Origin of the sequence: Thalassobacillus sp. B23F22_16, assembly GCF_043496955.1 — a bacterium.
Lineage (GTDB): Bacteria > Bacillota > Bacilli > Bacillales > Halobacillaceae > Thalassobacillus > Thalassobacillus devorans_A.
In genome coordinates this window covers 39,147-63,516 of record NZ_JBIEKD010000021.1, presented here as the reverse complement: position 1 = coordinate 63,516, position 24,370 = coordinate 39,147, and the positions used below count along the sequence as shown (strand labels likewise).

The 24,370-nt window shown below is 43.4% G+C and carries 42 protein-coding genes and 1 rRNA gene; 2 read left to right on the top strand and 41 right to left on the bottom strand.

Features of this window, described 5'->3' with window-relative positions; all coding sequences use genetic code 11:
- The 3 genes from ACGTNI_RS15425 to ACGTNI_RS15415 all read right to left on the bottom strand — a co-directional run.
- Window positions 1-124, bottom strand: a 16S ribosomal RNA gene (locus ACGTNI_RS15425); the annotation flags it as partial.
- A 374-nt stretch (window positions 125-498) separates the two neighbouring features.
- Complete coding sequence (gene pgmB, locus ACGTNI_RS15420; protein WP_394463639.1) at window positions 499-1,149, bottom strand: beta-phosphoglucomutase; 651 nt, start codon at window positions 1,147-1,149, stop codon at window positions 499-501.
- Between the two features lie 61 nt (window positions 1,150-1,210).
- Complete coding sequence (locus ACGTNI_RS15415; protein ID WP_394463638.1) at window positions 1,211-1,432, bottom strand: hypothetical protein; 222 nt, start codon at window positions 1,430-1,432, stop codon at window positions 1,211-1,213.
- A 135-nt stretch (window positions 1,433-1,567) separates the two neighbouring features.
- Here ACGTNI_RS15415 and pdaB point away from each other — a divergent pair, with 135 nt between their 5' ends.
- A complete protein-coding gene (pdaB, locus tag ACGTNI_RS15410; RefSeq protein ID WP_394463637.1) occupies window positions 1,568-2,326 on the top strand; it encodes a polysaccharide deacetylase family sporulation protein PdaB in 759 nt (252 codons plus the stop codon).
- A 91-nt stretch (window positions 2,327-2,417) separates the two neighbouring features.
- Here pdaB and ACGTNI_RS15405 read toward each other — a convergent pair whose 3' ends face one another.
- Window positions 2,418-3,020 (bottom strand): KinB-signaling pathway activation protein, encoded by a 603-nt coding sequence (locus tag ACGTNI_RS15405; RefSeq protein WP_394463636.1) that lies wholly within the window; start codon window positions 3,018-3,020, stop codon window positions 2,418-2,420.
- Between the two features lie 143 nt (window positions 3,021-3,163).
- Between ACGTNI_RS15405 and gerD the strand changes: the two genes are divergently transcribed.
- Window positions 3,164-3,805 (top strand): spore germination lipoprotein GerD, encoded by a 642-nt coding sequence (gene gerD, locus ACGTNI_RS15400; protein WP_394463635.1) that lies wholly within the window; start codon window positions 3,164-3,166, stop codon window positions 3,803-3,805.
- 84 nt (window positions 3,806-3,889) lie between these two features.
- On the opposite strand, the gene salA is transcribed toward gerD, so the two are convergent.
- The 37 genes from salA to rplD form a co-directional block, all read right to left on the bottom strand.
- Window positions 3,890-4,945, bottom strand: a complete 1,056-nt coding sequence (salA, locus tag ACGTNI_RS15395; protein WP_394463634.1) for an iron-sulfur carrier protein/transcriptional regulator SalA — start codon at window positions 4,943-4,945, stop codon at window positions 3,890-3,892.
- Window positions 4,946-5,041: 96 nt separating this feature from the next.
- Window positions 5,042-5,770 carry an N-acetylmuramoyl-L-alanine amidase CwlD gene (gene cwlD, locus ACGTNI_RS15390; protein ID WP_394463633.1) on the bottom strand — a complete coding sequence of 243 codons (729 nt, stop codon included), beginning with the start codon at window positions 5,768-5,770 and terminating at the stop codon, window positions 5,042-5,044.
- Between the two features lie 151 nt (window positions 5,771-5,921).
- Window positions 5,922-6,314 (bottom strand): 30S ribosomal protein S9, encoded by a 393-nt coding sequence (rpsI, locus tag ACGTNI_RS15385; RefSeq protein WP_085504890.1) that lies wholly within the window; start codon window positions 6,312-6,314, stop codon window positions 5,922-5,924.
- Window positions 6,315-6,333: 19 nt separating this feature from the next.
- Complete coding sequence (rplM, locus tag ACGTNI_RS15380) at window positions 6,334-6,771, bottom strand: 50S ribosomal protein L13 (RefSeq protein ID WP_062438365.1); 438 nt, start codon at window positions 6,769-6,771, stop codon at window positions 6,334-6,336.
- 239 nt (window positions 6,772-7,010) lie between these two features.
- On the bottom strand, window positions 7,011-7,751 hold the full coding sequence (gene truA / locus ACGTNI_RS15375; RefSeq protein ID WP_394463632.1) for a tRNA pseudouridine(38-40) synthase TruA: 741 nt from the start codon (window positions 7,749-7,751) through the stop codon (window positions 7,011-7,013).
- 15 nt (window positions 7,752-7,766) lie between these two features.
- Window positions 7,767-8,564: an energy-coupling factor transporter transmembrane component T family protein gene (locus tag ACGTNI_RS15370; protein WP_394463631.1), complete on the bottom strand. Its 798-nt coding sequence runs from the start codon at window positions 8,562-8,564 to the stop codon at window positions 7,767-7,769.
- Window positions 8,557-9,429: an energy-coupling factor ABC transporter ATP-binding protein gene (locus ACGTNI_RS15365; protein ID WP_394463630.1), complete on the bottom strand. Its 873-nt coding sequence runs from the start codon at window positions 9,427-9,429 to the stop codon at window positions 8,557-8,559. Before ACGTNI_RS15365 ends, ACGTNI_RS15370 begins: the two co-directional genes overlap by 8 nt.
- Complete coding sequence (locus ACGTNI_RS15360) at window positions 9,405-10,241, bottom strand: energy-coupling factor ABC transporter ATP-binding protein (RefSeq protein ID WP_394463629.1); 837 nt, start codon at window positions 10,239-10,241, stop codon at window positions 9,405-9,407. The genes ACGTNI_RS15365 and ACGTNI_RS15360 overlap by 25 nt, the downstream gene beginning before the upstream one ends.
- A 165-nt stretch (window positions 10,242-10,406) precedes the next feature.
- Window positions 10,407-10,766: a 50S ribosomal protein L17 gene (gene rplQ, locus ACGTNI_RS15355; protein ID WP_062438347.1), complete on the bottom strand. Its 360-nt coding sequence runs from the start codon at window positions 10,764-10,766 to the stop codon at window positions 10,407-10,409.
- 46 nt (window positions 10,767-10,812) lie between these two features.
- On the bottom strand, window positions 10,813-11,757 hold the full coding sequence (locus ACGTNI_RS15350; RefSeq protein WP_062438345.1) for a DNA-directed RNA polymerase subunit alpha: 945 nt from the start codon (window positions 11,755-11,757) through the stop codon (window positions 10,813-10,815).
- A gap of 183 nt (window positions 11,758-11,940) precedes the next feature.
- Window positions 11,941-12,330 carry a 30S ribosomal protein S11 gene (gene rpsK, locus ACGTNI_RS15345; protein ID WP_062438342.1) on the bottom strand — a complete coding sequence of 130 codons (390 nt, stop codon included), beginning with the start codon at window positions 12,328-12,330 and terminating at the stop codon, window positions 11,941-11,943.
- 30 nt (window positions 12,331-12,360) lie between these two features.
- Window positions 12,361-12,726, bottom strand: coding sequence for a 30S ribosomal protein S13 (gene rpsM / locus ACGTNI_RS15340; protein ID WP_085504884.1), 366 nt, complete (start codon window positions 12,724-12,726; stop codon window positions 12,361-12,363).
- A 24-nt stretch (window positions 12,727-12,750) separates the two neighbouring features.
- Window positions 12,751-12,864: a 50S ribosomal protein L36 gene (gene rpmJ / locus ACGTNI_RS15335; protein WP_003156543.1), complete on the bottom strand. Its 114-nt coding sequence runs from the start codon at window positions 12,862-12,864 to the stop codon at window positions 12,751-12,753.
- 35 nt (window positions 12,865-12,899) lie between these two features.
- Entirely contained in the window at window positions 12,900-13,118 is a 219-nt protein-coding gene (gene infA / locus ACGTNI_RS15330; protein WP_028781736.1) for a translation initiation factor IF-1, read from the bottom strand.
- Window positions 13,096-13,431: a KOW domain-containing RNA-binding protein gene (locus ACGTNI_RS15325; protein ID WP_085504883.1), complete on the bottom strand. Its 336-nt coding sequence runs from the start codon at window positions 13,429-13,431 to the stop codon at window positions 13,096-13,098. The genes infA and ACGTNI_RS15325 overlap by 23 nt, the downstream gene beginning before the upstream one ends.
- A 16-nt stretch (window positions 13,432-13,447) precedes the next feature.
- Window positions 13,448-14,194 carry a type I methionyl aminopeptidase gene (gene map / locus ACGTNI_RS15320; RefSeq protein WP_085504882.1) on the bottom strand — a complete coding sequence of 249 codons (747 nt, stop codon included), beginning with the start codon at window positions 14,192-14,194 and terminating at the stop codon, window positions 13,448-13,450.
- Window positions 14,191-14,844, bottom strand: coding sequence for an adenylate kinase (locus ACGTNI_RS15315; protein WP_085504881.1), 654 nt, complete (start codon window positions 14,842-14,844; stop codon window positions 14,191-14,193). Before ACGTNI_RS15315 ends, map begins: the two co-directional genes overlap by 4 nt.
- 53 nt (window positions 14,845-14,897) lie before the next feature.
- Complete coding sequence (gene secY / locus ACGTNI_RS15310) at window positions 14,898-16,190, bottom strand: preprotein translocase subunit SecY (RefSeq protein WP_085504880.1); 1,293 nt, start codon at window positions 16,188-16,190, stop codon at window positions 14,898-14,900.
- On the bottom strand, window positions 16,190-16,630 hold the full coding sequence (gene rplO / locus ACGTNI_RS15305; protein WP_062438325.1) for a 50S ribosomal protein L15: 441 nt from the start codon (window positions 16,628-16,630) through the stop codon (window positions 16,190-16,192). The genes secY and rplO overlap by 1 nt, the downstream gene beginning before the upstream one ends.
- Before the next feature lie 28 nt (window positions 16,631-16,658).
- Window positions 16,659-16,844 carry a 50S ribosomal protein L30 gene (rpmD, locus tag ACGTNI_RS15300; protein ID WP_062438321.1) on the bottom strand — a complete coding sequence of 62 codons (186 nt, stop codon included), beginning with the start codon at window positions 16,842-16,844 and terminating at the stop codon, window positions 16,659-16,661.
- 13 nt (window positions 16,845-16,857) lie between these two features.
- Window positions 16,858-17,361, bottom strand: a complete 504-nt coding sequence (rpsE, locus tag ACGTNI_RS15295; RefSeq protein WP_028781729.1) for a 30S ribosomal protein S5 — start codon at window positions 17,359-17,361, stop codon at window positions 16,858-16,860.
- Between the two features lie 20 nt (window positions 17,362-17,381).
- Window positions 17,382-17,744, bottom strand: a complete 363-nt coding sequence (gene rplR / locus ACGTNI_RS15290) for a 50S ribosomal protein L18 (protein ID WP_085504879.1) — start codon at window positions 17,742-17,744, stop codon at window positions 17,382-17,384.
- Between the two features lie 32 nt (window positions 17,745-17,776).
- The gene (gene rplF / locus ACGTNI_RS15285) at window positions 17,777-18,313 is read right to left on the bottom strand and encodes a 50S ribosomal protein L6 (RefSeq protein WP_085504878.1); all 537 of its coding nucleotides are present in this window, start codon (window positions 18,311-18,313) and stop codon (window positions 17,777-17,779) included.
- A gap of 30 nt (window positions 18,314-18,343) precedes the next feature.
- Window positions 18,344-18,742 (bottom strand): 30S ribosomal protein S8, encoded by a 399-nt coding sequence (rpsH, locus tag ACGTNI_RS15280; protein WP_062438311.1) that lies wholly within the window; start codon window positions 18,740-18,742, stop codon window positions 18,344-18,346.
- Window positions 18,743-18,772: 30 nt separating this feature from the next.
- A complete protein-coding gene (locus ACGTNI_RS15275; RefSeq protein WP_082411863.1) occupies window positions 18,773-18,958 on the bottom strand; it encodes a type Z 30S ribosomal protein S14 in 186 nt (61 codons plus the stop codon).
- 24 nt (window positions 18,959-18,982) lie between these two features.
- Window positions 18,983-19,522, bottom strand: coding sequence for a 50S ribosomal protein L5 (gene rplE / locus ACGTNI_RS15270; protein ID WP_085504877.1), 540 nt, complete (start codon window positions 19,520-19,522; stop codon window positions 18,983-18,985).
- Window positions 19,523-19,547: 25 nt separating this feature from the next.
- Window positions 19,548-19,859 carry a 50S ribosomal protein L24 gene (gene rplX / locus ACGTNI_RS15265; protein WP_062438304.1) on the bottom strand — a complete coding sequence of 104 codons (312 nt, stop codon included), beginning with the start codon at window positions 19,857-19,859 and terminating at the stop codon, window positions 19,548-19,550.
- A 35-nt stretch (window positions 19,860-19,894) separates the two neighbouring features.
- On the bottom strand, window positions 19,895-20,263 hold the full coding sequence (gene rplN / locus ACGTNI_RS15260; protein WP_062438301.1) for a 50S ribosomal protein L14: 369 nt from the start codon (window positions 20,261-20,263) through the stop codon (window positions 19,895-19,897).
- 43 nt (window positions 20,264-20,306) lie between these two features.
- Window positions 20,307-20,570, bottom strand: coding sequence for a 30S ribosomal protein S17 (gene rpsQ, locus ACGTNI_RS15255; protein ID WP_062438298.1), 264 nt, complete (start codon window positions 20,568-20,570; stop codon window positions 20,307-20,309).
- A gap of 24 nt (window positions 20,571-20,594) precedes the next feature.
- On the bottom strand, window positions 20,595-20,795 hold the full coding sequence (gene rpmC / locus ACGTNI_RS15250; RefSeq protein ID WP_028781721.1) for a 50S ribosomal protein L29: 201 nt from the start codon (window positions 20,793-20,795) through the stop codon (window positions 20,595-20,597).
- Window positions 20,785-21,219, bottom strand: coding sequence for a 50S ribosomal protein L16 (gene rplP / locus ACGTNI_RS15245; RefSeq protein ID WP_028781720.1), 435 nt, complete (start codon window positions 21,217-21,219; stop codon window positions 20,785-20,787). Before rplP ends, rpmC begins: the two co-directional genes overlap by 11 nt.
- Before the next feature lie 18 nt (window positions 21,220-21,237).
- Window positions 21,238-21,879 carry a 30S ribosomal protein S3 gene (gene rpsC, locus ACGTNI_RS15240; RefSeq protein ID WP_062438294.1) on the bottom strand — a complete coding sequence of 214 codons (642 nt, stop codon included), beginning with the start codon at window positions 21,877-21,879 and terminating at the stop codon, window positions 21,238-21,240.
- A 3-nt stretch (window positions 21,880-21,882) separates the two neighbouring features.
- Window positions 21,883-22,224 (bottom strand): 50S ribosomal protein L22, encoded by a 342-nt coding sequence (rplV, locus tag ACGTNI_RS15235; RefSeq protein ID WP_085504876.1) that lies wholly within the window; start codon window positions 22,222-22,224, stop codon window positions 21,883-21,885.
- A 19-nt stretch (window positions 22,225-22,243) separates the two neighbouring features.
- Entirely contained in the window at window positions 22,244-22,522 is a 279-nt protein-coding gene (rpsS, locus tag ACGTNI_RS15230) for a 30S ribosomal protein S19 (RefSeq protein ID WP_028781717.1), read from the bottom strand.
- Between the two features lie 58 nt (window positions 22,523-22,580).
- Window positions 22,581-23,411 (bottom strand): 50S ribosomal protein L2, encoded by an 831-nt coding sequence (gene rplB, locus ACGTNI_RS15225; RefSeq protein ID WP_062438288.1) that lies wholly within the window; start codon window positions 23,409-23,411, stop codon window positions 22,581-22,583.
- 32 nt (window positions 23,412-23,443) lie between these two features.
- Window positions 23,444-23,734 carry a 50S ribosomal protein L23 gene (rplW, locus tag ACGTNI_RS15220; protein WP_062438285.1) on the bottom strand — a complete coding sequence of 97 codons (291 nt, stop codon included), beginning with the start codon at window positions 23,732-23,734 and terminating at the stop codon, window positions 23,444-23,446.
- Window positions 23,734-24,357, bottom strand: coding sequence for a 50S ribosomal protein L4 (gene rplD, locus ACGTNI_RS15215; protein ID WP_062438282.1), 624 nt, complete (start codon window positions 24,355-24,357; stop codon window positions 23,734-23,736). Before rplD ends, rplW begins: the two co-directional genes overlap by 1 nt.
- Between the last annotated feature and the right edge of the window lie 13 nt (window positions 24,358-24,370).

The window sequence follows — 24,370 nt, the reverse complement described above, 5'->3', positions numbered from 1 at the left end:
CCGTCCGCCGCTCGTTCCACAAGCGTCACCCCCGAAGGGGATCCGCTTGCTTCCCGCGCTCGACTTGCATGTATTAGGCACGCCGCCAGCGTTCGTCCTGAGCCAGGATCAAACTCTCCATAAAAGTTGAGTCTGTCTTGCTCATGTTTGCACTGCTAAAGTGCGTTGTTCATTTCCTCATATAATGAAGAAATTGTATTGACGTACTGGTTGGTTCGTTCAGTTTTCAAAGATCAAATTGTTGTTTGTCGTTTTTGCGACGAATATTAATATATCATGGCCGCGAATCGTTGTCAACAATTTATTACAAGTTTTTTGTTGTAATTTGTTGGCTTCGGTTGTTTTTCCGACAACAGAGATAAATATAGCATATAAATTATAATTTATGCAATAGTGTTTTTAAACTTTTTTATAAAAAATGAAATTTGTCGTTTTGGAGCATATGATGATCCAATAAAAAAGAAGGGAGCATCAGCTCCCAACTTCTATCCGCGTGAGTTATTGAATTTTAGCCTGTAACTTTTTTAATTCAAGCTGGCTGGTATCTTCCACAATCCAGTCAGCCTTTTCCAGGTAACTGCCGACCCCTACCGCAAACATACCAGCTGCTTTAATGGCGTCTACTCCTGCCTGGGCATCTTCTACTCCTACACACGCAGTTACCGGCTCATTAATTTGTTCAGCAGCTTTCAGGAAAATTTCCGGGTCAGGTTTCCCTCGCTCCAGCTTAGCTGCATCCACGACTTCATCGAGTAAGTGCGTGATTTCCAGCCTTTCTATTACTACCTGCGCATTTTTACTGGATGAAGCAAGAGCAGTCTTAATACCAGCTTCTTTTATTTCTTCCATGAACTCCAGGATACCTGGAAGTAAATCATTTGGCGTAATATTAGCAATCATGGTTTTATAATGATCATTTTTCTTAGAGGCAAAATGCTCTTTTTCAGTTTCTGATAATTCTTTTTCCCCGTGTTTTAAAATCAATTCCAATGATTCCATCCTGCCCACACCTTTTAACCGCTCATTGAACCCCCGGTCAAATGATATATCCAACTCTTCGGCAAGCTTCTTCCATGCTTCGAAGTGGTATTCAGCAGTATCGGTAATCACACCATCCAAGTCGAAAAGAACTCCTCTTATCTCTTTCATGTTCTCCACTCCCTTACAAACTCCTGTTGTTCTTCCTATATTGAATATAACACATTCTTTCTTATTGCTGTTTTTTCTTCCTAGGCATGTACTTCAAACATTCATGATGGCTGGCAACACGTTTGAACAATTCAAAAAGCAAGTGATACCGTTCTTGCATTGCACGCTTAACCATATGATCGATGCGGTGGTCATCTAAGTCGAACAAAAGCTCGTCCATTTCTCTTTTAATTAGATATTCTATTTCTTCTCTTTCATTTTCGTTCATCAACAAACCAAGCACGAGATCACCTCATTGAAAGATTGTCTTTACATTGTTCCCTTATTCCAATTATTTATTAGAAAAAATTACCGAATCGCATAGCCTGGCCTTATTGAACATAGAATGTAGCAAGTCCACTTGGAAAGAAGGGGTTGTATGCATTTTTTTGTATGGCAGCTTAAAACAATAAAACGATATGCCATCATTGTACTTTTAGCCTTGGTTTGTGCCTTATTCTTATGGATTGGTCAGTTTAATTCCCTGTCTGTTTTTTCAAGCGAAAACGGGCCAGAAGCTTTAAGCAAAGGAGATGACAAACAAGCCGCTGTCGCCTTAACGTTCAATATAAGCTGGGGTACTGAAAAGGTAAATGATGTGTTGAAACAATTAGCTGATCATGATGTGCAGGCCACTTTTTTCGTAAGCGGTGAATGGGCTGAAAGGCATCCGGAATTAATGAAAAAAATTAACGAAGGAGAACACGAAATCGGAATGATGGGTTACCGGTATACGAGCTACCTGGAACAAAAGCCGGAGCAGGTCAGAAAAGACCTGAACTATGCAAAAGAAATTTTCGATAAACTGGGATACGAGGACCTCACTCTTTTACGCCCTCCTCATGGTCACTTTAATAAAGAAGTATTGGAAATTGCAGACGAAAAAGGGTATGACGTGGTTCAATGGAGTATAAACCCGAGGGATTGGGAAAATCCAGGAACGGAGCTTATAGTCGATCATGTAATGAGTAAGAGTTCCAAAGGGGATATTATCCTCCTTCATGCTTCGGATTCAGCTAAGCAAACCCCTAAGGCGTTAGATACAATATTACCGGGATTGAAAGGAAAAGGATTGAAGTTCGTCAGAGTTACGGACCTGGTGGCAGGAAGCGAAGCGAACGCACAAGAAATAAACTAATTATAAAAACTTAGCTTGTCGCCAAGTTTTTATACAAGTTAATCTTTCTTAAAATATAAAAAAGCCGGACAACCAAATGTCCGGCTTTTCATTATTTACGTTTCGGCTCCTTATTATTCAAGCGATGGAGTAGTAATAACTGATAAGCATTACATGCAAGAAGCGGAATAATCATCAGCCATACGTAGACCTGGCCTTCAGATTGTAAAGCAGGCACCCATTCTACTGTAGTCACTACTACCATAAAAAATAAAGCGGGGATAAATGCCTTGCTGTTGGTTTCTTTTCTTTTTATACGAGCCACCACATAGCTGACTGCCAACAAGGCAAATGCTGTAAGCAGGTAAGGCCACAAAGAAGCACCTTCACCAGCTGCCTGGTAACGGAAATAAACAAGATCAAACAAGGTGAAAACAATTAGAAACACCTGGATCGCAGGCCATAAGCCTTTAAACATACCTAATCCAAATTGATGGACGGTCAAATACGCAAAAAAGCCCATTTGACTGATAATACTGAATATAAAACCTAATCCTGAGAAAAATAACAACAGCCCGATTAGCTCAAAAAAATCGAATGGCTGTAATACTTGTGCATAAGCATCCGCTTTGACAACAAAGCTGGTCAGGAGTGTCAGTGCCCCGCCCAGTACTAAAGTCGTCCAAAAAAGATGCACCCATTTACGACTTGTCACGATGTATCCCCCTAATCTTCTTATAACCTTTCCTTTGGTATTTTATCATGAACACCCGTTTTTTTCCTTAGTGTTAGCGCGAATATTTTTCTCCCGTTTCCCCATATTAATAAATAATAGGACAAAGAAAGGGGACATTCCAAATGTCCATGAAACGCAGCTTATTGTTCATAGGATTATTTGCATTGTTTCTCACCGCATGTGCAGGGAATTCCTCTGGAAGTGAACAAGCCGATTACGACACCACTAAAAAAATGGTTGTAGATATATTAAAGTCCGATGATGGTAAAAAAGCCATGACAGAAGTATTATCTGATGAAAAAATGCAGCAGGCGATGGCTCTCGAATCCGAGGTGGTCTCTGACGCTGTCAATCAGGCATTGACTTCTGAAAAAGGCCAGGAATTCTGGACAAAAATGTTTGAAGATCCAAAGTTTGTCAAAGGTTTTGCTGACTCGATGAAAAAAGAACATGAGGAACTGCTGAAGGGATTGATGAAGGATTCTGAATACCAGAAACTCCTCATTGATGTTTTCCAGAACCCTGAAATGATCGAGCAGGTGCAAACCGTTCTAGAAGGACAAAAATTCCGTGAGCATTTAGAGAAAACTATTCAAGAAACCCTGAACAGTCCTTTGTTTAAAGCAGAAATGACTGAAACATTGCTAAAAGCCGCTGAAAAAATGCAAGAAGGTGGGCAAGGCGGAGGCGAAAGCCAAGGCGGGCAATCCCAGGAAGGCGGTTCCAGCGGTGGAGGTGAAGGTGGCGGAGGTACGACGGAGTAATATCCAATACGTATCTGTTTCGCTTCTTCTCCTATAGAAAAAGGTCACGTTTCCCTTCTGTGGGATAACGTGACCTTTGTTATATCAGGACGTACGATCAATTACCTTCGCTGCTACATTCCGGTAAATCTGTCCCGTTGGATGGTCTTCCTGATAAACCGATGGAGCAAAAATATCTTCTTCTTCAAACGGCTGGCGCAGAGGAACTTGACCGAGCACATCTGTTTTCAGCTGTTCTGCAAGCTTGTCTCCTCCGCCACGTCCGAATACATATTCTTTATCGCCTGTCACCTGGCTTTCAAAGTAAGCCATATTTTCCACTACCCCAAGGATTTCATGTTCCGTCTGGATAGCCATCTGACCGGCACGCGCTGCAACAAACGCTGCTGTCGGATGCGGTGTCGTAACGATGATTTCTTTAGAGGATGGAAGCATAGAATGGACATCTAATGCTACATCACCAGTACCCGGCGGTAAATCAAGAAGCAGATAGTCCAAATCGCCCCACTCCACTTCTTTGAAGAAGCTTGTCAGCATTTTACCGAGCATTGGACCACGCCAGATAACAGGCGAATTGTCTTCAACAAAAAAGCCCATAGAAATGACTTTTACACCAAATCGTTCTACCGGAAGAATTTTTTCTCCTCGCACGACAGGACGCTCCTCTACTCCCATCATATCCGGTACACTGAAACCATATATATCAGCATCGATAATACCGACCTTCTTGCCTAAACGCGCAAGAGCAATAGCAAGGTTTACCGTTACGGTAGATTTCCCTACGCCACCTTTACCACTTGCAATCGAGATAAATGTAGTCCCTGTCTGGCCATTCATCAGGGATGCCTCTTCGGCTTGTTGAGCGCTGCCTTGATACTTTTCAATAACTTCATCTGGGAGCTGACTGAAACGTAAACCGACAGTAGCCGCGCCGGCACTCTTCAAAACGTTTACAATTTCCTGTTGCAGCTGCATTTGTTCTGCCGTATTAGTTTTAGCAATACCGATTTTGACACTGACATGGTCCTTTTCTTCTTTGATTTTAATCTCTTCTACGCCACCGGTTTCTTCTAACGTTTTATGTAAAAACGGATCCTCGATTGGATCAAGCAATTTTTGTACTTCTTCTTTATTCAACACGTATGATTCACCATCCTTTTTATTGTTTCAATCACTGCAAGTATAACATATTTCATATACGAAATAAGTGATTTGCATCAAGGATGGTGAAATCTGTCAGTTGGAACCGGGATATTCTTCTTCACTCGAATACCGCAAAATGCCTTCATAAATAGAAGCTGCCATCTTTCGCTGATAGCTGTCTTTTTTCAATAAGTTCCGTTCATGGGGATTTGATAAAAAGCCAGCTTCCACTAGCGCACCTGGAACATTAGCATGCTTGAGGAGATACATGCCATTAATAGCGAGTACAGACCTTTTTGTATTTTCCAGGTTACGGACGATTTCCGCCTGGATAAACTTTGCCAAATGCTCACTTTGCTCCAAGTCAGGATAATAGAAAGTCTGAGCACCACGCCATTCCGAAGCAGGAAGGGCATTCAAGTGTATACTTAAAAAAATATCCGGTTCTTTCTCATGAATGAATGCCAATCGGTTCCGCAGGTCCTCGGTTTTTCTCCTGGAATACCCGTCCGTATCTTCCGCTGCTAAGTCACGGTCATCACTACGCGTCAAATATACTAACGCTCCACCCTGCTGGAGGTAATCCTGTAAGTATTTAGTGATATTAAGCGCAATATCTTTTTCCTGTACATTATCTTCCTCCGGTCCTTCGGCTCCTCCGTCAACTCCCCCATGTCCCGGATCCAGTACAATCACCTTTCCGGCTAATGGAAGCGACCATGTCTGCCATGTATCTTTTGCTTCTTGAACAGGATATGCAATTAAAAAAATCAATAATGCCAGCCCACATAACCACGTAAATACTTTCAGACGATGGTACACGTCTTTCCCACCCTCTCCCATAACATTCTCTTTCAACTATATGGGACAAGGCAGTAAAATATGCTCGTCTAACCTTTTCCTGTTACTTTAAAAATTATATAAAAAAGCCTCTGATCTGCAATAGACCAGAGACTTTAGTAACAATATAAAATTAACGCTTGGAGAACTGTGGTGCACGACGAGCGCCTTTAAGACCGTATTTCTTACGCTCTTTCATGCGGCTGTCACGTGTCAGTAGACCTGCACGCTTCAATGGTGTGCGGTAGTCAGGGTCAGCTTGCAATAGGGCGCGAGCGATACCATGACGGACAGCACCAGCCTGGCCAGTGAATCCACCACCATCAACGTTTACATATACATCATAGTTACCTTCTGTTTCTGTAACAGCTAGAGGCTGCTTTAGAATTGTACGAAGGGTTTCATACGGGAAGTAGTCTTCCGCGTCACGGTTGTTGACTACTACACGGCCGTTTCCAGGAACAAGGCGTACACGTGCAGTTGACTTTTTACGACGTCCAGTACCGTTGTATTGTACTTGTGCCACTCTTCATTACCTCCTTAGATTATCCGCGAAGTTCGTAAACTTCTGGTTGTTGTGCTTCGTGCTTGTGCTCTGGGCCAGCATACACGTGAAGCTTCTTACCCATTTTACGTCCCAGGCTTCCTTTAGGCAGCATACCCTTGATTGCAATTTCAAGCATTTGCTCAGGGTATTTCGTACGCATTTCGTTAGCTGTACGAGATTTCAAACCGCCTACATAATTTGTGTGACGGTAATAAATTTTATCGTTAAGTTTCTTACCTGAAAGTTCGATTTTTTCTGCATTGACGATAATTACGTGATCACCAGTGTCAAAGTGCGGTGTATAAGTTGGTTTATGCTTACCGCGTAGGATAGCAGCAACTTCGCTGGAAAGACGACCAAGTGTCTTACCCGCTGCATCCACAACATACCATTTACGTTCAACGTTACCTTCATTAGCCATGAAAGTTGTGCGCATGTCGGTTTCCCTCCTGAATTGTTTAAATGTTTCACAGAGCTTCATTTATCTCGATACGATTAGTTTCCGGGGCTAATCGTGGTATAGAAATAAAATGCCATAGAACATATTATAATACTTGTACCCCGAATGTCAAGGAAATGTTACACCAGGGAGAGTTGTTTTTTATAAATTATTGAAAAACGATAAAATATAAGAAATGCTGAACTTTCCGCTGCCAGTTATGATCCTCAAAATGCTTAGTAAAAAACCTCCCAGAGAAACAAACCATGGGGCGGCGCAGTCTTGCCTGCTGCACTTCGATCTTTCGCCTCAATCATAGCCATAATCTCTTCCGGCTTTCTTTCTCCTTTTCCAATTTCCAGCAATGTACCCACCAAAATGCGGACCATATTGTAAAGAAACCCTGTACCCCGGAAAATAAATACCAGTTCATTTCCTTCCGGATAAATATCAGCCTTAGTGATCGTCCGGACTTTACCGCCTTTTACTGTAGAGCGGGCAGAACAAAAGGAAGTAAAATCATGTTCCCCTTTCAGATACCTGCATGCTTCCTTAATCGCTGCTACATCCAACTTCTGAGGAACATGATAATTATAATAGCGTCTGAACAGGTCAGGATCCTTTTGATTCAATACTTTATAGCGATATTCTTTCCCTTTGGTGTCATAACGGGCATGAAAATCTGCATCGGCATATTGGATGTCAGCGATACGAATATCATCAGAAAGCATAGCATTCAAAGCCCGGTTCCAGCCTTCGAGCGGGATATTAAGATCTGAAGTGAAATGGATAACTTGTCCCACCGCATGCACACCAGCATCGGTCCGTCCTGAGGCTGTCACCTTCACCGTTTGACCTTTATGCACCTTCTGCAGGACAGCTTCAATCTCGGCCTGGATGGTACGACCGTTAGGCTGTATTTGATAACCTGCAAATGCTGTTCCATCATATTGGATGATGCCCTTTAACTTTTGCACAATGTTTCCTCCATCCTATGCTCTGGTCAAGAATAAACCGATAACCACAAGTATAAAAAGGATATACGTGTAGGTATCCAGCTTACCGATACGAAGTTCCCTCAGCTTCGTTCTTCCCTCGCCACCCTGGTATCCTCTTGCCTCCATCGCCATTGCCAGCTCTTCTGCACGTTTAAAAGCACTGACAAACAACGGAACTAACAAAGGTACCACTGCCTTGATACGGTCTTTGAAAGAGCCTGTACGAAAGTCGACGCCTCTCGATGCCTGAGCTTTCGAGATTTTCTCTGTTTCCTGCATCAACGTTGGAATGAAGCGTAGTGAGATCGACATCATTAACGCAAGCTCATGCACCGGGAAACGAACCTTCTTCAATGGCCCTAACATCCCCTCAATCGCATCTGTGATTTCTATCGGGGTGGTCGTCAGCGTCAGGAGTGAGGTCACCAGGATTAATAAAAAGAAACGCAATGAAATAGCTAAACCTTGAATGATTCCGCCTGTATAAAAATCAAAAGAAAAAATAGTAAACAGTACTTCCCCTTCTTTTGTAACAAATAAGTGCAGAATAAAAGTGAAAACTATCAAAAACCAAACAGGAAGCAAACCTTTAATCAAGTAAGGCGCAGGAATTCTTGTTGAAACCGCGCTTCCTACTGCAAATAACGTCAATAACCCGTAACTCATAACAGAATTAGCAAAGAATACGATCAACACAAAGAAAAAAATGATGGTTATTTTCGTCCGGGGGTCAAGACGGTGGATAAGCGAGTTGCCAGGCACATACTGTCCAATGATCATGCTGCTACCCATGGCTCTCTCCCCCTTTTACAATAGCAGTCAATTCCTTTGCTAATTGTGCTATGCTTTGCTTCCGATAGGGGATCGTTTTTCCGAACTGCTTTTCTGCCTGATGCAAAAATTGGATTACCTCTGGAAGATCCAGCTGTACCCTTTGCAGTTCCTCTTTATTGACGAGTACGTCCAAAGGAGCGCCTTCCATATACTTTTCGCCATCTTTCATGATGATAATATGGTCCGCATAGCGGAGCGCGTCCTCCATACTGTGGGTAACCAGAACAGTAGTAAGGTTGTGGTTTTTATGCTGGCGGGAAAACATATCCATAATTTCCCTTTGACCACTTGGATCCAGGCCAGCTGTCGGCTCGTCTAATACAAGCACTTCAGGGTTCATGGCAAGCACACCCGCTATAGCTACTCTTCTCATCTGGCCTCCGCTGAGATCAAAAGGTGATCGCTGAAGAAGATCTTCCGGCAAACCTACCGCCTTAATAGCTTCACCTGTTCTTCTTTCAATTTCTTTAGGATCCACGTTAAAGTTCAATGGGCCAAATCCGATATCCTTTGCAACAGTTTCCTCAAATAGTTGATGTTCAGGATATTGAAAGACCACCCCTACTTTTTCTCGTAAGCTTTTGATATCTTTCGTTTTTTCCCCTGCACTGATTTGGTAGTCGCCAATCATCACTTTCCCCTCTGTAGGTCGCAACAGACCATTCAAGTGTTGAAGTAATGTGGACTTACCAGAGCCTGTATGGCCAATAACAGCAACAAAGGACCCGGAAGGGATATGAAATGACACCCCACTCAAAGCACGATGTTCAAATGGTGTATTAGCCTGGTAGATATAACTTACATCTTGGAATGTAATGTCCATAAGTCCTCCAACAACTCCTGGTGATTTAATGGCTCACGCTGTATAGGTAATCCAGCAGCAGATAATTCAGCAGCCAGCTTCGTTACAAAGGGAGTATCTAAGCCAATATTCCGTAATTTATCTTTTTCAGAAAATACATCTCGCGGGGTGCCTTCTAACCATTTGCTACCTTGGTTCATCACAATTACCCTGTCTGCCTTTACAACTTCCTGGAGGTCATGAGTAATGGTAAGGAGTGATAGATCCTGGTCTTCCTGCACGTTACGTATGGTTTCCATAATTTCCAGTCTGCCTTTAGGGTCAAGCATAGCGGTAGCTTCATCCAATATGATGAGTTGAGGTGCCACAGCCAGCACACTGGCTATAGCAACACGCTGTTTTTGCCCTCCAGAGAGACGGTGGGGTTCGTGGGCTTCATAATCGTTCATGCCGACTGCAGCTAAGCTTGTCTGGATTCTTTCCACCATAAGCTTGCGTGGCAGGCCATGATTCTCCATGCCAAAGGCCACATCATCCTTTACCGTCGTACCAACAAACTGGTTATCAGGATTCTGAAAAACCATTCCTACTTTCTTGCGGATTTCCCAAATCGTATCTTCAGTTACTTGCACCCCGTCAACAAGGATCTCTCCCTTTTGAGGAAGAAGAAGGCCATTCATCAATTTAGCGATGGTAGATTTCCCGGACCCATTGTGGCCGATAATGGCCAGCCACTCATCGGATTGCACATGAAAACTTACATCCTTTAGTACCCAGGGCTGGTCTTCCCTATAGCGGAATGATACGTCTCTAAATTCGATAAAATATGACAAACTTAGCTCCCCCTCTGCTCGACTTACCTAATATTTCCCCGGAAATAATGTCCGTTTTTTTAGAATTATGGGGAAATAGCTGACTGGTTAGGTGCAAAACAAAAAAGGGCTGGAACCAACCTCTAGCTGAGATTCCGTCCTGCCCTTTTGCACCCTTGTTATTCATTAAACTAATTCAATGATCGCCATTTTCGCGCCATCACCTTGACGTTCGCCAAGTTTCAGTACACGAGTATAACCACCTTGACGATCCTCATAGCGTGGAGCGATGTCAGAGAATAGTTTTTGTAGTGCTGTCTGATCTCCTTCTTCATCAGCTGAAGCACTATATAGATACGCTTCTGCTTGACGACGAGCGTGTAGATCCCCACGCTTGCCGAGTGTGATCATTTTGTCCACGACAGAACGAAGCTCTTTCGCTTTGGCTTCAGTCGTCTCAATACGTTCATGGATAATTAGATCTGTCGCCAGGTTGCGCAACAACGCCAAGCGTTGATCTGTAGTACGACCCAATTTTCTAGCCATTGATTATCCCTCCCTTGTTTTGACTCTCTTTGATGCAATCTATCGATCAATCGTCTTTTCTTAGACCAAGGCCGAGTTCATCTAATTTATATTTAACTTCTTCCAGTGACTTACGTCCAAGGTTGCGGACCTTCATCATGTCTTCTTCAGACTTATGAGCAAGTTCCTGTACGGTATTGATACCTGCACGCTTCAAGCAATTGTAGGAACGTACAGACAAGTCAAGCTCTTCGATCGTCATCTCTAGTACTTTTTCTTTTTGGTCCTCTTCTTTTTCTACCATGATTTCAGCTTTTTGTGCTTCATCAGTAAGGCCGACAAAGATATTGAGGTGTTCCATATAGACTTTAGCACCTAGAGACACAGCCTCTTCTGGACGAATGCTTCCATCTGTCCAAACATCTAACGTAAGTTTATCAAAATTAGCTGATTGACCCACACGTGTGTTTTCCACCTGGTATGTTACACGTGATACTGGTGTGAAGATGGAATCAACCGGAATGACCCCGATTGGCAGGTCTTCGTGATTGTTCCCCTCTGCCGGGCGATATCCTCTGCCACGCTCAGCTGTGATACGCATTTGCAGACTGGCATTCGGACCAAGTGTTGCAATGTGAATCTCCGGATTCAAGACCTCGATATCACTGTCATGCGTAATGTCAGCAGCAGTAACGTTTCCTTCGCCTTGTACATCAATCTCTAAAGTCTTTTCCTCATCTGAATAAATCTTCAGAGCCAGTTTCTTCAGGTTCAGAATGATAGTCGTTACATCTTCAACCACCCCATCGATCGTGGAGAATTCATGAAGTGCCCCATCCATCTGAACAGATGTCACAGCAGCGCCAGGAAGCGAGGATAGTAGGATACGACGTAAGGAGTTACCTAGTGTTGTACCATACCCGCGTTCGAGCGGTTCGACAACGAATTTCCCAAATGTGGCGTCATCGCTGATCTCAACCGTTTCAATTTTCGGCTTTTCAATTTCGATCATTAAACAAAACCCTCCTTCAAAACGTCGAAACCTCGGTTAGACCTCCTGTCTAACCGAAATTCCTCAGGTAGGCAGTCCCCGATTTAGAACAAATAACGTTCGTATTGTCTGTTATTCATGCGGTGCTGTTAAATAGCTATCATAACCCATTATAGACAGGGTTACAAATTCTATACAGTAAAATTATACACGACGACGTTTTGGCGGACGGCAACCATTGTGAGGTACAGGTGTAACATCACGAATAGCTGTTACTTCCAAGCCTGCAGCTTGAAGTGCACGGATAGCAGCTTCACGACCAGCACCTGGGCCTTTAACGGTTACTTCCAAAGTTTTCATACCGTGTTCCTGAGCTGCTTTAGCTGCAGCTTCAGAAGCCATTTGTGCAGCGAATGGAGTAGACTTACGGGAACCTTTGAAACCTAGGGATCCAGCACTGCTCCAGCTTACTGCGTTACCTTGGACATCGGTGATAGTAACGATCGTATTGTTGAAAGTAGAACGGATATGAGCCACTCCACTCTCAATATTCTTTTTCACACGACGTTTACGAGTGTTAGTTTTACGTGCCATATTGTTTTATTTACCTCCTTTATCTAACGATTATTTACGCTTATTCGCAACGGTACGACGTGGTCCCTTACGAGTACGGGAGTTGTTCTTCGTCTTCTGTCCGCGTACTGGAAGGCCGCGACGGTGGCGGATTCCACGGTAAGAACCGATTTCAATCAAACGTTTGATGTTAAGAGAAACTTCACGGCGAAGGTCACCTTCTACGTTGAAGTCCTCCATTGCTTTACGGATTTTAGCTAGTTCGTCCTCAGTCAAGTCGCGGACGCGTGTGTCTTCAGAAACACCAGCTTTAGCCAGTACTTCTTTAGCAGCGGATTTACCAATGCCATAGATATAAGTTAAAGAAACAACGACGCGCTTGTCACGAGGAATATCTATACCTGCAATACGTGCCATAGGTTACGTGCACCTCCTTCAGAATTAGCCTTGTTTTTGTTTATGCTTAGGATTTTCGCAAATTACCATTACTTTACCTTTACGACGGATAACTTTGCACTTTTCGCAAATTGGTTTTACAGAAGGCCTTACCTTCATGATCCATACCTCCTTTTAGATCGGAGCATTTCATGCTATTTATAACGGTACGTAATTCGTCCTCTTGTTAAATCATAAGGGGAAAGTTCAACCGTCACTTTGTCACCAGGCAAGATTCGAATGAAATGCATGCGAATTTTACCAGATACATGTGCCAGAACGGTATGTTCGTTCTCAAGCTCTACCTTGAACATTGCATTTGGCAGAGTCTCAACGACGGTACCTTCCACTTCAATTACATCGTCTTTCGCCATCGAGTTGATCTCCCTTCTTCAAATCAGTCACTACTTCATTCATAAATTTCGTTACGGCAAAACGCAGCTTACCATTTGTGACGCGACCAGTTTCTAGAAGGCTGTGTTGGACTTCTGGAGAAACGAAATCCATCAGCTCCACGTGCTGCAGATTCTTTTTCTTTGGTCGATCAAACTTTCGTTTCTCCCCATCAGCAAGCAGCACAAAACGATCGTCAAGCAAATCAATGACAACCATATACTGCTCTGCTTCACGTCCCTGTACAATACGAACAACTTGACCTATTCGTGGACTCGACTCAGTTTCGTTCAATCACGATCACCTTCACTTAGGCTTTGGTTAAAATCTCATAACCTTCTTCAGTAATGACGATAGTATGTTCAAAATGAGCACACATCTTACCGTCTTGCGTGACGACCGTCCAATTATCAGCAAGTGTTTTGACGTACCTTTTACCTGCATTCACCATCGGTTCAACCGCCAATACCATTCCAGGCTTCAGACGCGGCCCCTTGTTGGGAGGTCCATAATGAGGAATTTGTGGGTCCTCATGCAGTTCCTGTCCGACGCCATGTCCTACATATTCCCGGACAATCGAGTATCCTAACGGTTCAACGTAACTTTGGATGGCATGCGATATATTTGAAAGGCGTACACCTGGTTTTGCTTCATCAAGTCCTTTAAACAAGGATGTTTCAGTAACTTTCAGCAAATCCTCTGTCTTTTCATCAATTTCACCGACCGGATAAGTCCAGGCTGAATCGCCATGATATCCTTTGTATTTTGCACCGATATCAATACTGATGATATCTCCTTCATTCAATTTCCGGTCACCCGGAATTCCATGAACAAGCTCCTCATTGACAGAGGCGCAAATACTACCACGGAAACCATTATACCCTTTAAAGGAAGGAATTGCATCCATACTGCTGATAAACTGCTCAGCAATGTTATCCAATTCTCCTGTAGTGATACCTGGTTGAATATGCTTTTTCAACTCTCGGTGCGTCAGGGCAACAATTCTGCCCGCTTCACGCATGATTTCAATTTCCCGTGGTGTTTTCGTGATGATCATTTAGCTAAGCCTCCGAGCTTTTCGTCGATGTCCTTGAATACTTGGTTGATATCCTGGTCACCTTCAATTGTTACTAAATAGCCTTTGTCCTTGTAGAAGTCCAACATTGGTTGTGTCTGTTCGATATTTACATCCAAACGTTTACGGACAGTTTCTGGTTGATCATCTTCACGCTGAATCAACTCGGAACCATCTTTATCACATTTGCCTTCCACTTTAGGAGGGTTGTAGATGACGTGATACGTAGCACCACATGTCGGGCAGACACGTCTGCCTGTTAAACGTTCTACCAGTTGATCGGTTGGAACATCAATATGAAGGACATAATCCAAGGATTCGTTCATATCCTTCAAAAGATTTTCCAGGGCTTCGGCTTGAGCGATTGTTCTCGGAAAACCATCCAGCAAGAAACCTTTTTGACAATCATCTTTGCTGAGACGTTCACGCACGATTCCGATGGTTACTTCATCAGGAACCAATTCGCCTTTGTCCATGAATGATTTTGCTTCTTTACCTAATGCTGTTCCTTCTTTGATAGCTAAACGGAACATATCTCCAGTTGAGATATGAGGGATGTTATATTTTTCGACTATCTTTTCAGCCTGGGTACCTTTACCGGCACCAGGAAGACCCATCAGAATTAAATTCAACTTGTTCCCCTCGCTCTCATGTTGATCACCCTTCGAAACATTTCCAAGGATGTTTATTTAATAAACCCTTTATAGTGACGCTTCACTAATTGGCTTTCCAACTGTTTCATCATTTCAAGTGCAACACCTACTACGATGAGCAAGCTCGTGCCTCCAATTTGAATGGTAGGCGGCAGGTTAGCCACTGACCCAAGTATGATCGGTAAAATCGAAACGGCGGCTAAGAAGATCGAGCCGACGAAAGTTAGACGATACATGACTCGTGTCAAATAAGTTTCCGTGTTTTGACCTGGACGGATACCAGGAATATATCCACCTTGCTTCTTCAGGTTTTCTGCCATTTGTTCAGGGTTAACTTGAACAAAAGTGTAGAAATACGTGAAGGCAATAATCAAAGCGACATAAATGATCATCCCTGGCCAGTTTTGATAATCGAAAATATATTCGATCGTACTGGCTATTTCGCTTCCTTCAAAGAATCCAGCGATTGTCCGCGGAGCAATGATGAAGGAAATGGCAAAGATGACCGGGATTACTCCGGCAGCATTAACTTTAATCGGTAAATGCGTGGAGTGCCCGCCTACTGGTGAACGATTTACTAGACGCTTGGCATATTGGACTGGAATTTTGCGTAGTGCCTGTTGGATAAAGATAACTCCAACCACCACAGCTACGATAACTAGTAGAATGATTGCCAATATTACGAGGTTAAGAAACAATTGTTCACCAGGATCAGCAAGGTACTGATCATATAGTTGATTTACACCTTGTGGGATGGCAGCTACGATACCTGCAAAAATCAAGATGGAAATTCCATTTCCCACCCCGTTAGCGGTGATCTGTTCACCAAGCCACATTAAGAATGCCGTACCACCCGTCAATACTAACGCAATAACAAGAAACTTGCCGACTCCAGGATTCTGGATAAGCTGCCCTTGCGTCATCGCGTTAAAACCAATGGACATTCCAATAGCTTGAATAAAAGCAAGAACGACTGTGCCATAACGGGTAAACTGAGCCAATTTCCTCCGGCCCACTTCCCCTTGTTTCTTCCATTCTGCGAATTTAGGTACTACGTCCATTTGCAATAACTGCATAATGATGGAAGCAGTAATGTAGGGCATGATCCCCATCGCAAAAATAGAAAAGTTTTGCAACGCGCCGCCCCCGAAAGTATTCAAGAAACCGAAGGCATTCTGTTCATCCATGAAGTTGATGGCATTCTTATCCGTAAATGGTACGGGAATGAATGTTCCAAAGCGGAAAACGATCAACATCAAAAGTGTAAATATGATTTTTCGCCGAATATCACCCACGCGCATAAAATTGGAGATTGTCCGGAACATTAAATCACCTCAGTTTGACCGCCCGCTGCTTCAATTGCTTCTTTAGCTGAAGCAGAGAACTTGTGAGCTTTTACTGTAAGTTTTTTATCAAGTGATCCGTTACCAAGGATTTTGATACCAGCTTTTTCTTTGCTTACTACGCCAGTTTCAAGTAAAAGCTCAGGAGTAACCTCTGTGCCTTCATCAAAGCGATTAAGTGCATCAAGGTTTACGATAGCGAATTCCTTACGGTGGATGTTAGTGAATCCACGTTTAGGAAGACGTTGGAATAATGGCATTTGTCCACCTTCGAATCCTGGACGAGTGCCACCGCCGGAACGAGCTTTCTGCCCCTTATGACCACGACCGGAAGTTTTACCATTTCCTGTCGCCATTCCGCGTCCGACACGGTTACGTTCTTTACGAGCACCTTTTGATGGCTTCAATTCATGTAGTTTCATGCGAGCACCTCCTCTTTGCGCTTAATGTTTATTCTACTTCTTTAATTGCAACCAAGTGAGATACTTTGTTAACCATTCCACGATTGGATGGAGTGTCTTCAAGTACCACAGATTGACGAATTTTATTCAGGCCAAGTGTTTTGACAGTTAGACGTTGGTCTTCAGGTCTGCCGATCACACTGCGCGTGAGGGTAACTTCCAACTTTTTAGCCATGTTATTTCCCTCCTTATCCTAACAGTTCTTCTACAGACTTTCCACGTAGTTTAGCTACATCTTCAGCGCGCTTAAGCTCATTAAGGCCGCTGATTGTTGCACGGACCATGTTGATTGGTGTGTTGGATCCTAGGGATTTAGACAGGATGTCACCTACACCTGCGAGCTCAAGTACGGCACGGACAGGGCCACCAGCGATTACTCCGGTACCTTCTGCAGCTGGTTTCAATAGGATGTTACCAGCACCGAATTGTCCATGGATTTCATGTGGAATAGTCGTACCAACGACTGGTACACTGATCAAGTTTTTCTTTGCATCGTCGATCGCCTTTTTGATCGCTTCTGGTACCTCTTGGGCTTTACCAGTACCGAATCCGACGTGACCATTTTTATCTCCTACAACAACCAATGCTGCAAAACGGAAACGACGTCCACCTTTAACTACTTTTGCTACACGGTTGACTGTTACAACGCGTTCTTCTAGATCTAGTTTACTAGGGTCGATGTTTGTACGCATATATGTCCCTCCTTTAACGATTAAAATTCAAGGCCGGCTTCACGAGCGGCTTCTGCTAATGCTTTTACACGTCCATGGTACAAATAGCCGCCACGGTCGAACACGACGTTTTTGTAACCATTGTCCTGTGCACGTTGTGCAATCAGTTCTCCGACTTTTTTAGCTGCTTCAACGTTACCAGTGCTTTCAAGGTCGAAACCATTGTCGTTAGTGGAAGCGCTAGCTACTGTCACTTGATTCACATCATCGATCAATTGTGCATAGATGTGCTTGTTAGAGCGATATACGTTCAAACGTGGGCGTGCAGCAGTTCCAGAAATGCTGCGACGTACACGAGCATGTCTTTTCTTACGTGTCACATTTTTATCAGGCTTAGTGATCATCAAGGTCACTCCTTTCTGTTGCTTACTTGCCCTTACTTAGCAGTTTTACCTTCTTTACGACGTACATATTCGCCTTCATAACGGATACCTTTACCTTTGTAAGGCTCTGGCGGACGAATAGCACGGATGTTGGCAGCTACAGCGCCAACCAATTCTTTATCGATACCTTTTACAACAAGTTTCGTGTTGGAAGGAACATCGATTTCAATACCGTCACGCTGTTCTACTTCCACAGGGTGGGAATAACCAGCGTTGATGGTCACTTTGTTACCTTGCTTTGTCGCACGGTAACCTACACCGATGATTTCAAGACTTTTTTCGTAGCCTTTGGATACTCCTTCAACCATGTTTCCGATCAGGCTGCGAGTTGTTCCATGAAGGGCACGATGTTCTTTACTTTCGCTTGGACGCTCTACAGTAAGAACATTGTCTTCAACTTTAATTGTCATGTCCTCGTGGAACGTTTGAGTAAGTTCCCCTTTTGGACCTTTAACTGTAACAGTGTTGTTGTCATTTTTAACTTCAACACCTTCTGGAAGTTCTAATGATTTAAAACCTACGCGAGACATATCTTTGCACCTCCTGTCTTCTCTTTAAGATTACCAGATATAGGCAAGCACTTCGCCGCCAATAGCCTGCTCACGTGCTTCTTTATCAGTTAATACACCTTTAGATGTGGATACGATAGCGACACCTAAGCCATTCAAGACTTTTGGTAGCTCTTCTGCTTTAGCGTAAACACGCAATCCTGGTTTACTGATACGTTTCAGTCCAGTGATTACACGCTCGTCGTTTTGTCCGTATTTCAAGAAAATACGTAGAACACCTTGATGATTGTCTTCTACATACTCGAAATCACGTACAAAACCTTCACGCTTAAGGATATCAGCGATCTCCTTCTTCAAGTTTGAAGCTGGAAGTTCTAGCTTCTCATGGCGGACCATGTTGGCATTACGAATACGTGTCAGCATATCTGCAATCGGATCTGTCATTGTCATAACTTGTTACCTCCTTCCCTATCGGGGTCTTTACCAGCTAGCTTTTTTGACGCCAGGAATTTGTCCTTTATATGCAAGTTCGCGGAAGCAAATACGGCAAAGTTTGAATTTGCGTAGTACGGAATGAGGACGTCCACAACGCTCACAACGTGTATATTCCTGAACTTTATACTTTTGCGGTCGCTTTTGTTTCGCGATCATTGATTTTTTAGCCACAATTTTCCCTCCTTTGTTAGCTCATTATTTTTGAAACGGCATGCCAAACTGAGCTAAGAGTTCACGCGCTTCTTCATCAGTGTTCGCTGTAGTTACTACAACGATGTCCATTCCACGCACTTTGTTGACTTTATCATAGTTAATCTCTGGGAAAATCAATTGTTCTTTTACACCAAGCGTGTAGTTTCCACGGCCGTCGAATGCTTTCTTGGAAATACCACGGAAGTCACGTACACGTGGCAAAGATACAGCAATCAACTTTTGCAAGAATTCGTACATACGCTCACCGCGAAGAGTAACTTTCGCACCGATTGGCATTCCTTCACGAAGGCGGAAGCCAGCGATTGATTTCTTCGCACGTGTTACCATTGGTTTTTGACCAGTGATAAGTGATAGTTCTTCAACAGCAGTGTCCAATGCTTTCGCATTTTGAACCGCATCACCAACACCCATGTTGACTACGATCTTCTCAACTCTAGGTGCTTCCATGATAGAGTCATAATTGAATTTTTCCATCAAAGATGGCACAACTTCTTCATTATATTTATTCTGTAGTTCGTTCATCGTATGGCCCTCCTTTCGTCGCTAATTAATTACCTAACGTTTCACCAGATTTTTTAGCGATACGAACTTTCTTTCCGTTTTCCACTTTGTATCCAACACGTGTTGGTTCGCCTGATTTCGGGTCAATCGGCATTACATTAGATACATGGATAGGTGCTTCCTGGTTTAGAATTCCACCTTGTGGGTTATCTTGAGAAGGTTTTGCGTGTTTTTTCACGACGTTGATACCTTCAACTAGTACACGTTCATTTTTCGGGTAAGCTTCAAGTACAGAGCCTTGCTTGCCTTTGTCCTTACCGGAAATGACCATTACCTTATCGCCTTTTTTTACATGCATGCTTGACGCACCTCCTTAACAACGCGATTCATTCTTTATAGTACTTCTGGAGCTAGAGATACGATTTTCATAAATTTCTCATCACGCAATTCACGAGCAACCGGACCGAAGATACGAGTACCACGTGGTCCTTTATCGTCACGGATGATTACGGCAGCATTCTCATCAAATCGAATGTAAGAACCATCTTTACGGCGAGCTCCGCTCTTGGAACGTACAATTACTGCTTTTACAATCTCACCTTTTTTGACAACGCCTCCTGGTGTTGCTTGTTTTACCGAAGCAACGATGACGTCACCGATGTTAGCAGTCTTACGTCCAGAACCACCTAACACCTTAATAGTTTGAATTTCACGAGCACCAGAGTTGTCTGCAACTTTTAAACGACTCTCTTGTTGGATCATATCGTTGTAACCTCCCTTCGGAATCCTTCCGAGCGAACTTTAATTAGATAATAACTGACTCTTCAACGATTTCAACCAAACGGAAACGCTTTGTTGCTGATAGCGGACGAGTTTCCATGATACGTACGATGTCGCCGTTTTTAGCTTGGTTGTTTTCGTCATGGGTCTTGAACTTCTTAGAGTATTTAACACGCTTGCCATATAGCTTGTGGAATTTATACGTCTCAACCATTACCGTAATGGTTTTATCCATCTTGTCAGATACTACACGACCAGTGTAAACCTTACGATTGTTACGTTCACTCATGTGAGGGTAACCTCCTCTCAACTATTAGTTATTTACGCCTAGCTCTCTTTCACGAACAACGGTCTTCATTTTTGCAATGGACTTGCGAACCTGACGGATACGTGCTGTGTTCTCAAGTTGACCTGTTGCCAGCTGGAAACGTAGGTTGAAAAGTTCTTCTTTTAAAGATTTAACTTTTTGTTCAATTTCGGCAGTGGTTAATTCTCTGATTTCATTAGCCTTCATTGATTTCACCACCAATTTCTTCACGTTTTACGAATTTAGTTTTAATCGGCAGTTTGTGTGAAGCAAGGCGCAACGCTTCGCGTGCTACTTCTTCAGATACACCTGCGATTTCAAACATGATTTTCCCAGGTTTTACTACTGCAACCCATCCTTCTGGAGCACCTTTACCGGAACCCATGCGGACCTCTAGGGGTTTAGCAGTATAAGGCTTGTCAGGGAAGATTTTAATCCAAACCTTACCGCCACGCTTCATGTAACGAGTCATCGCGATACGCGCTGCCTCGATTTGACGGCTAGTAATCCATGCAGGCTCTACAGCTTGCAAACCATATTCACCAAATGCTACTGAAGTTCCGCCTTTCGCGCGGCCTTTCAGACTAGTACGGTGTTGACGACGATACTTGACACGTTTAGGCATTAACATAATGCTTTTCCCCCTTCCTTAGTTGTTGTTTTTAGTTGGAAGGACTTCTCCACGATAGATCCACACTTTAACACCAAGTTTACCGTATGTGGTGTCAGCTTCTGCAGTTCCGTAGTCGATGTCTGCACGAAGTGTGTGTAGTGGTACTGTTCCTTCACTATAATGTTCTGCACGAGCGATGTCTGCGCCGCCAAGACGTCCGGATACTTGTGTACGGATACCTTTGGCACCTGCGCGCATAGCACGTTGGATTGTTTGTTTTTGAGCACGACGGAAAGAAATACGGTTTTCCAATTGGCGTGCAATATTTTCAGCAACCAATGTTGCGTTCAAGTCTGCTTTTTTAACTTCAACGATGTTGATGTGAACACGTTTGCCAGTAAGGCTGTTCAATGACTTACGAAGTGCTTCAACTTCAGAACCGCCCTTACCGATAACCATACCAGGCTTAGCTGTGTGGATAGTAATGTTCACGCGGTTAGCTGCACGTTCAATTTCGATGGTTGAAACAGCAGCATCCTTAAGACGTTGTTCAATATATTCACGAATCTTAATGTCTTCATGTAGCAAGTCTGCGTAATCTTTACCTGCGTACCACTTGGATTCCCAGTCGCGGATAACGCCGACACGAAGACCTACCGGATTAACTTTTTGACCCACTGATTATCCCTCCTTCTTTTCTGATACGACAACTGTAATGTGACTGGTACGTTTGTTGATCTGGCTCGCACGTCCCATTGCGCGTGGACGGAAACGTTTCATTGTCACACCTTCGTTTACATATGCTTCAGAAATATATAAGCTTTCTGGATCTAGTTCATAGTTATGCTCTGCGTTTGCAATAGCAGATTTCAATACTTTTTCTACAACCGGAGAAGCGCCACGTCGAGTATTATTTAAAATACCGATCGCTTCGCCTACGTTTTTTCCTCGAATCAAATCGATAACAATACGAACTTTACGAGGAGCAATACGAACGGTTTTTGCAACGGCTTTAGCTTGCATGTAGAGTGCCTCCTCTCAATTAGCGTTTTGTTTTCTTATCGTCGCCAGAGTGACCCTTGAACGTACGGGATGGCGCGAATTCGCCAAGCTTATGACCTACCATATCTTCAGTAACATAGACTGGTACATGTTTACGTCCGTCATAAACTGCGATTGTGTGTCCGACAAAATTAGGGAAAATAGTAGAACGACGAGACCAGGTTTTCACCACTTGTTTCTTGTCGTCTTCATTCAATTTCTCAACTTTCTTCATCAAATGGTCATCTACGAAAGGTCCCTTTTTTAGGCTGCGACCCATACATAAACCTCCCTTCGTGATTGAGAGACGGGTTTCATCCCCCGTCGATCAACCCCGTTTATTTTTTACGTTTACGTACAATATACTTATCTGTAGGCTTGTTACGCTTACGAGTCTTAAGACCAAGCGTAGGTTTACCCCATGGAGACATTGGTGACTTACGACCGATTGGCGCACGTCCTTCACCACCACCGTGTGGGTGATCACTTGGGTTCATAACAGAACCACGAACTGTAGGGCGCTTACCTAGGTGACGGGAACGTCCAGCTTTACCAATGTTGATCAGTTCATGCTGAAGGTTACCTACTTGACCGATAGTCGCACGGCAAGTGCTCAATACCAGGCGTACTTCTCCGGAAGTCAAACGTACAAGTGTGTACTTATCTTCGCGTCCAAGTACTTGTGCTTGTGCACCAGCAGAGCGTGCCATTTGACCACCGCGACCAGGCTTAAGTTCAATGTTGTGGATGATCGTACCAACTGGGATATCTTTCAATTGAAGAGAGTTACCAGCTTTGATGTCAGCACCTTCACCTGACATGATTTCATTCCCTACTTCCAACCCTTTAGGGGCTAGGATATAACGCTTTTCACCATCTACGTAATGGATTAAAGCAATGTTAGCGGAACGGTTAGGATCGTATTCGATTGTAGCAACGCGTCCTGGTATTCCATCTTTATCACGCTTAAAGTCGATAATACGGTATTGACGCTTATGACCGCCGCCTTGATGACGAACTGTTAATTTACCTTGGTTGTTACGGCCACCACGTTTGTGCAACGGAGACAGCAAGGATTTTTCTGGCTTATCGGTTGTGATTTCAGCGAAATCGGAACCGGTCATACCTCTACGACCATTTGTAGTAGGTCTGTATTTTTTAATCGCCATCGTTTTTCCCTCCTTCACATTTGAATTTTTATTTATACACCTTCAAAGAATTCTAGTTCTTTACTATCTTCAGTCAAAGTGACAACTGCTTTCTTACGGTCAGAACGGTATCCACCATAACGACCCATACGCTTGAATTTACCTTTCAGGTTAAGCGTGTTAACACGTTCAACTTTCACACCGAAGATTTCCTCAACAGCATGCTTGATTTGTGTTTTGTTCGCTTTTGTATCAACTTCAAACGTATATTTCTTTTCTCCCATAAGGTCAGCAGAGTGTTCCGTAATGACAGGGCGCTTAATGATATCACGAGCGTCTTTCATTATGCAAGCACCTCCCCTGCTTTTTCAGCTGCTTCCTTCGTCAGGATCAGCTTGTCATGCGCCAACAAATCAAGTACATTCAATTGATCGACTGTGATAGTCTTCGCATTAGGAATGTTGTTTGTTGAGCGAGTTACATTTTCATCTTCGTCCGCTGTTACGATCAACGCTTTCGTGTTGACATCCAGAGCTTTAAGGACGTTTACTGCTTCTTTTGTTTTTGGAGCGTCAAAAGAAAGAGCTTCTAAAACAACGACGTTTTCCTCGTTCGCTTTAGTAGAAAGCGCAGAACGAAGAGCCAGACGGCGTACTTTCTTTGGAAGTTTGTAGCTGTAGCTGCGTGGTGTAGGACCGAACACAGTTCCACCGCCAACCCATTGTGGGGAACGGATAGATCCTTGACGTGCACGACCTGTACCCTTTTGACGCCATGGTTTACGACCACCGCCACTCACTTCTGAACGATTCTTTACTTTGTGTGTGCCTTGACGCAAAGATGCGCGCTGCATAACAACTGCTTCATGTAGTACATGTGTATTTGGTTCAATACCGAATACGGCATCGTTCAATTCCACATCGCCTACCTGAGAGCCACTTTGGTTTAATAGTGCTACTTTAGGCATGACTAATCCTCCC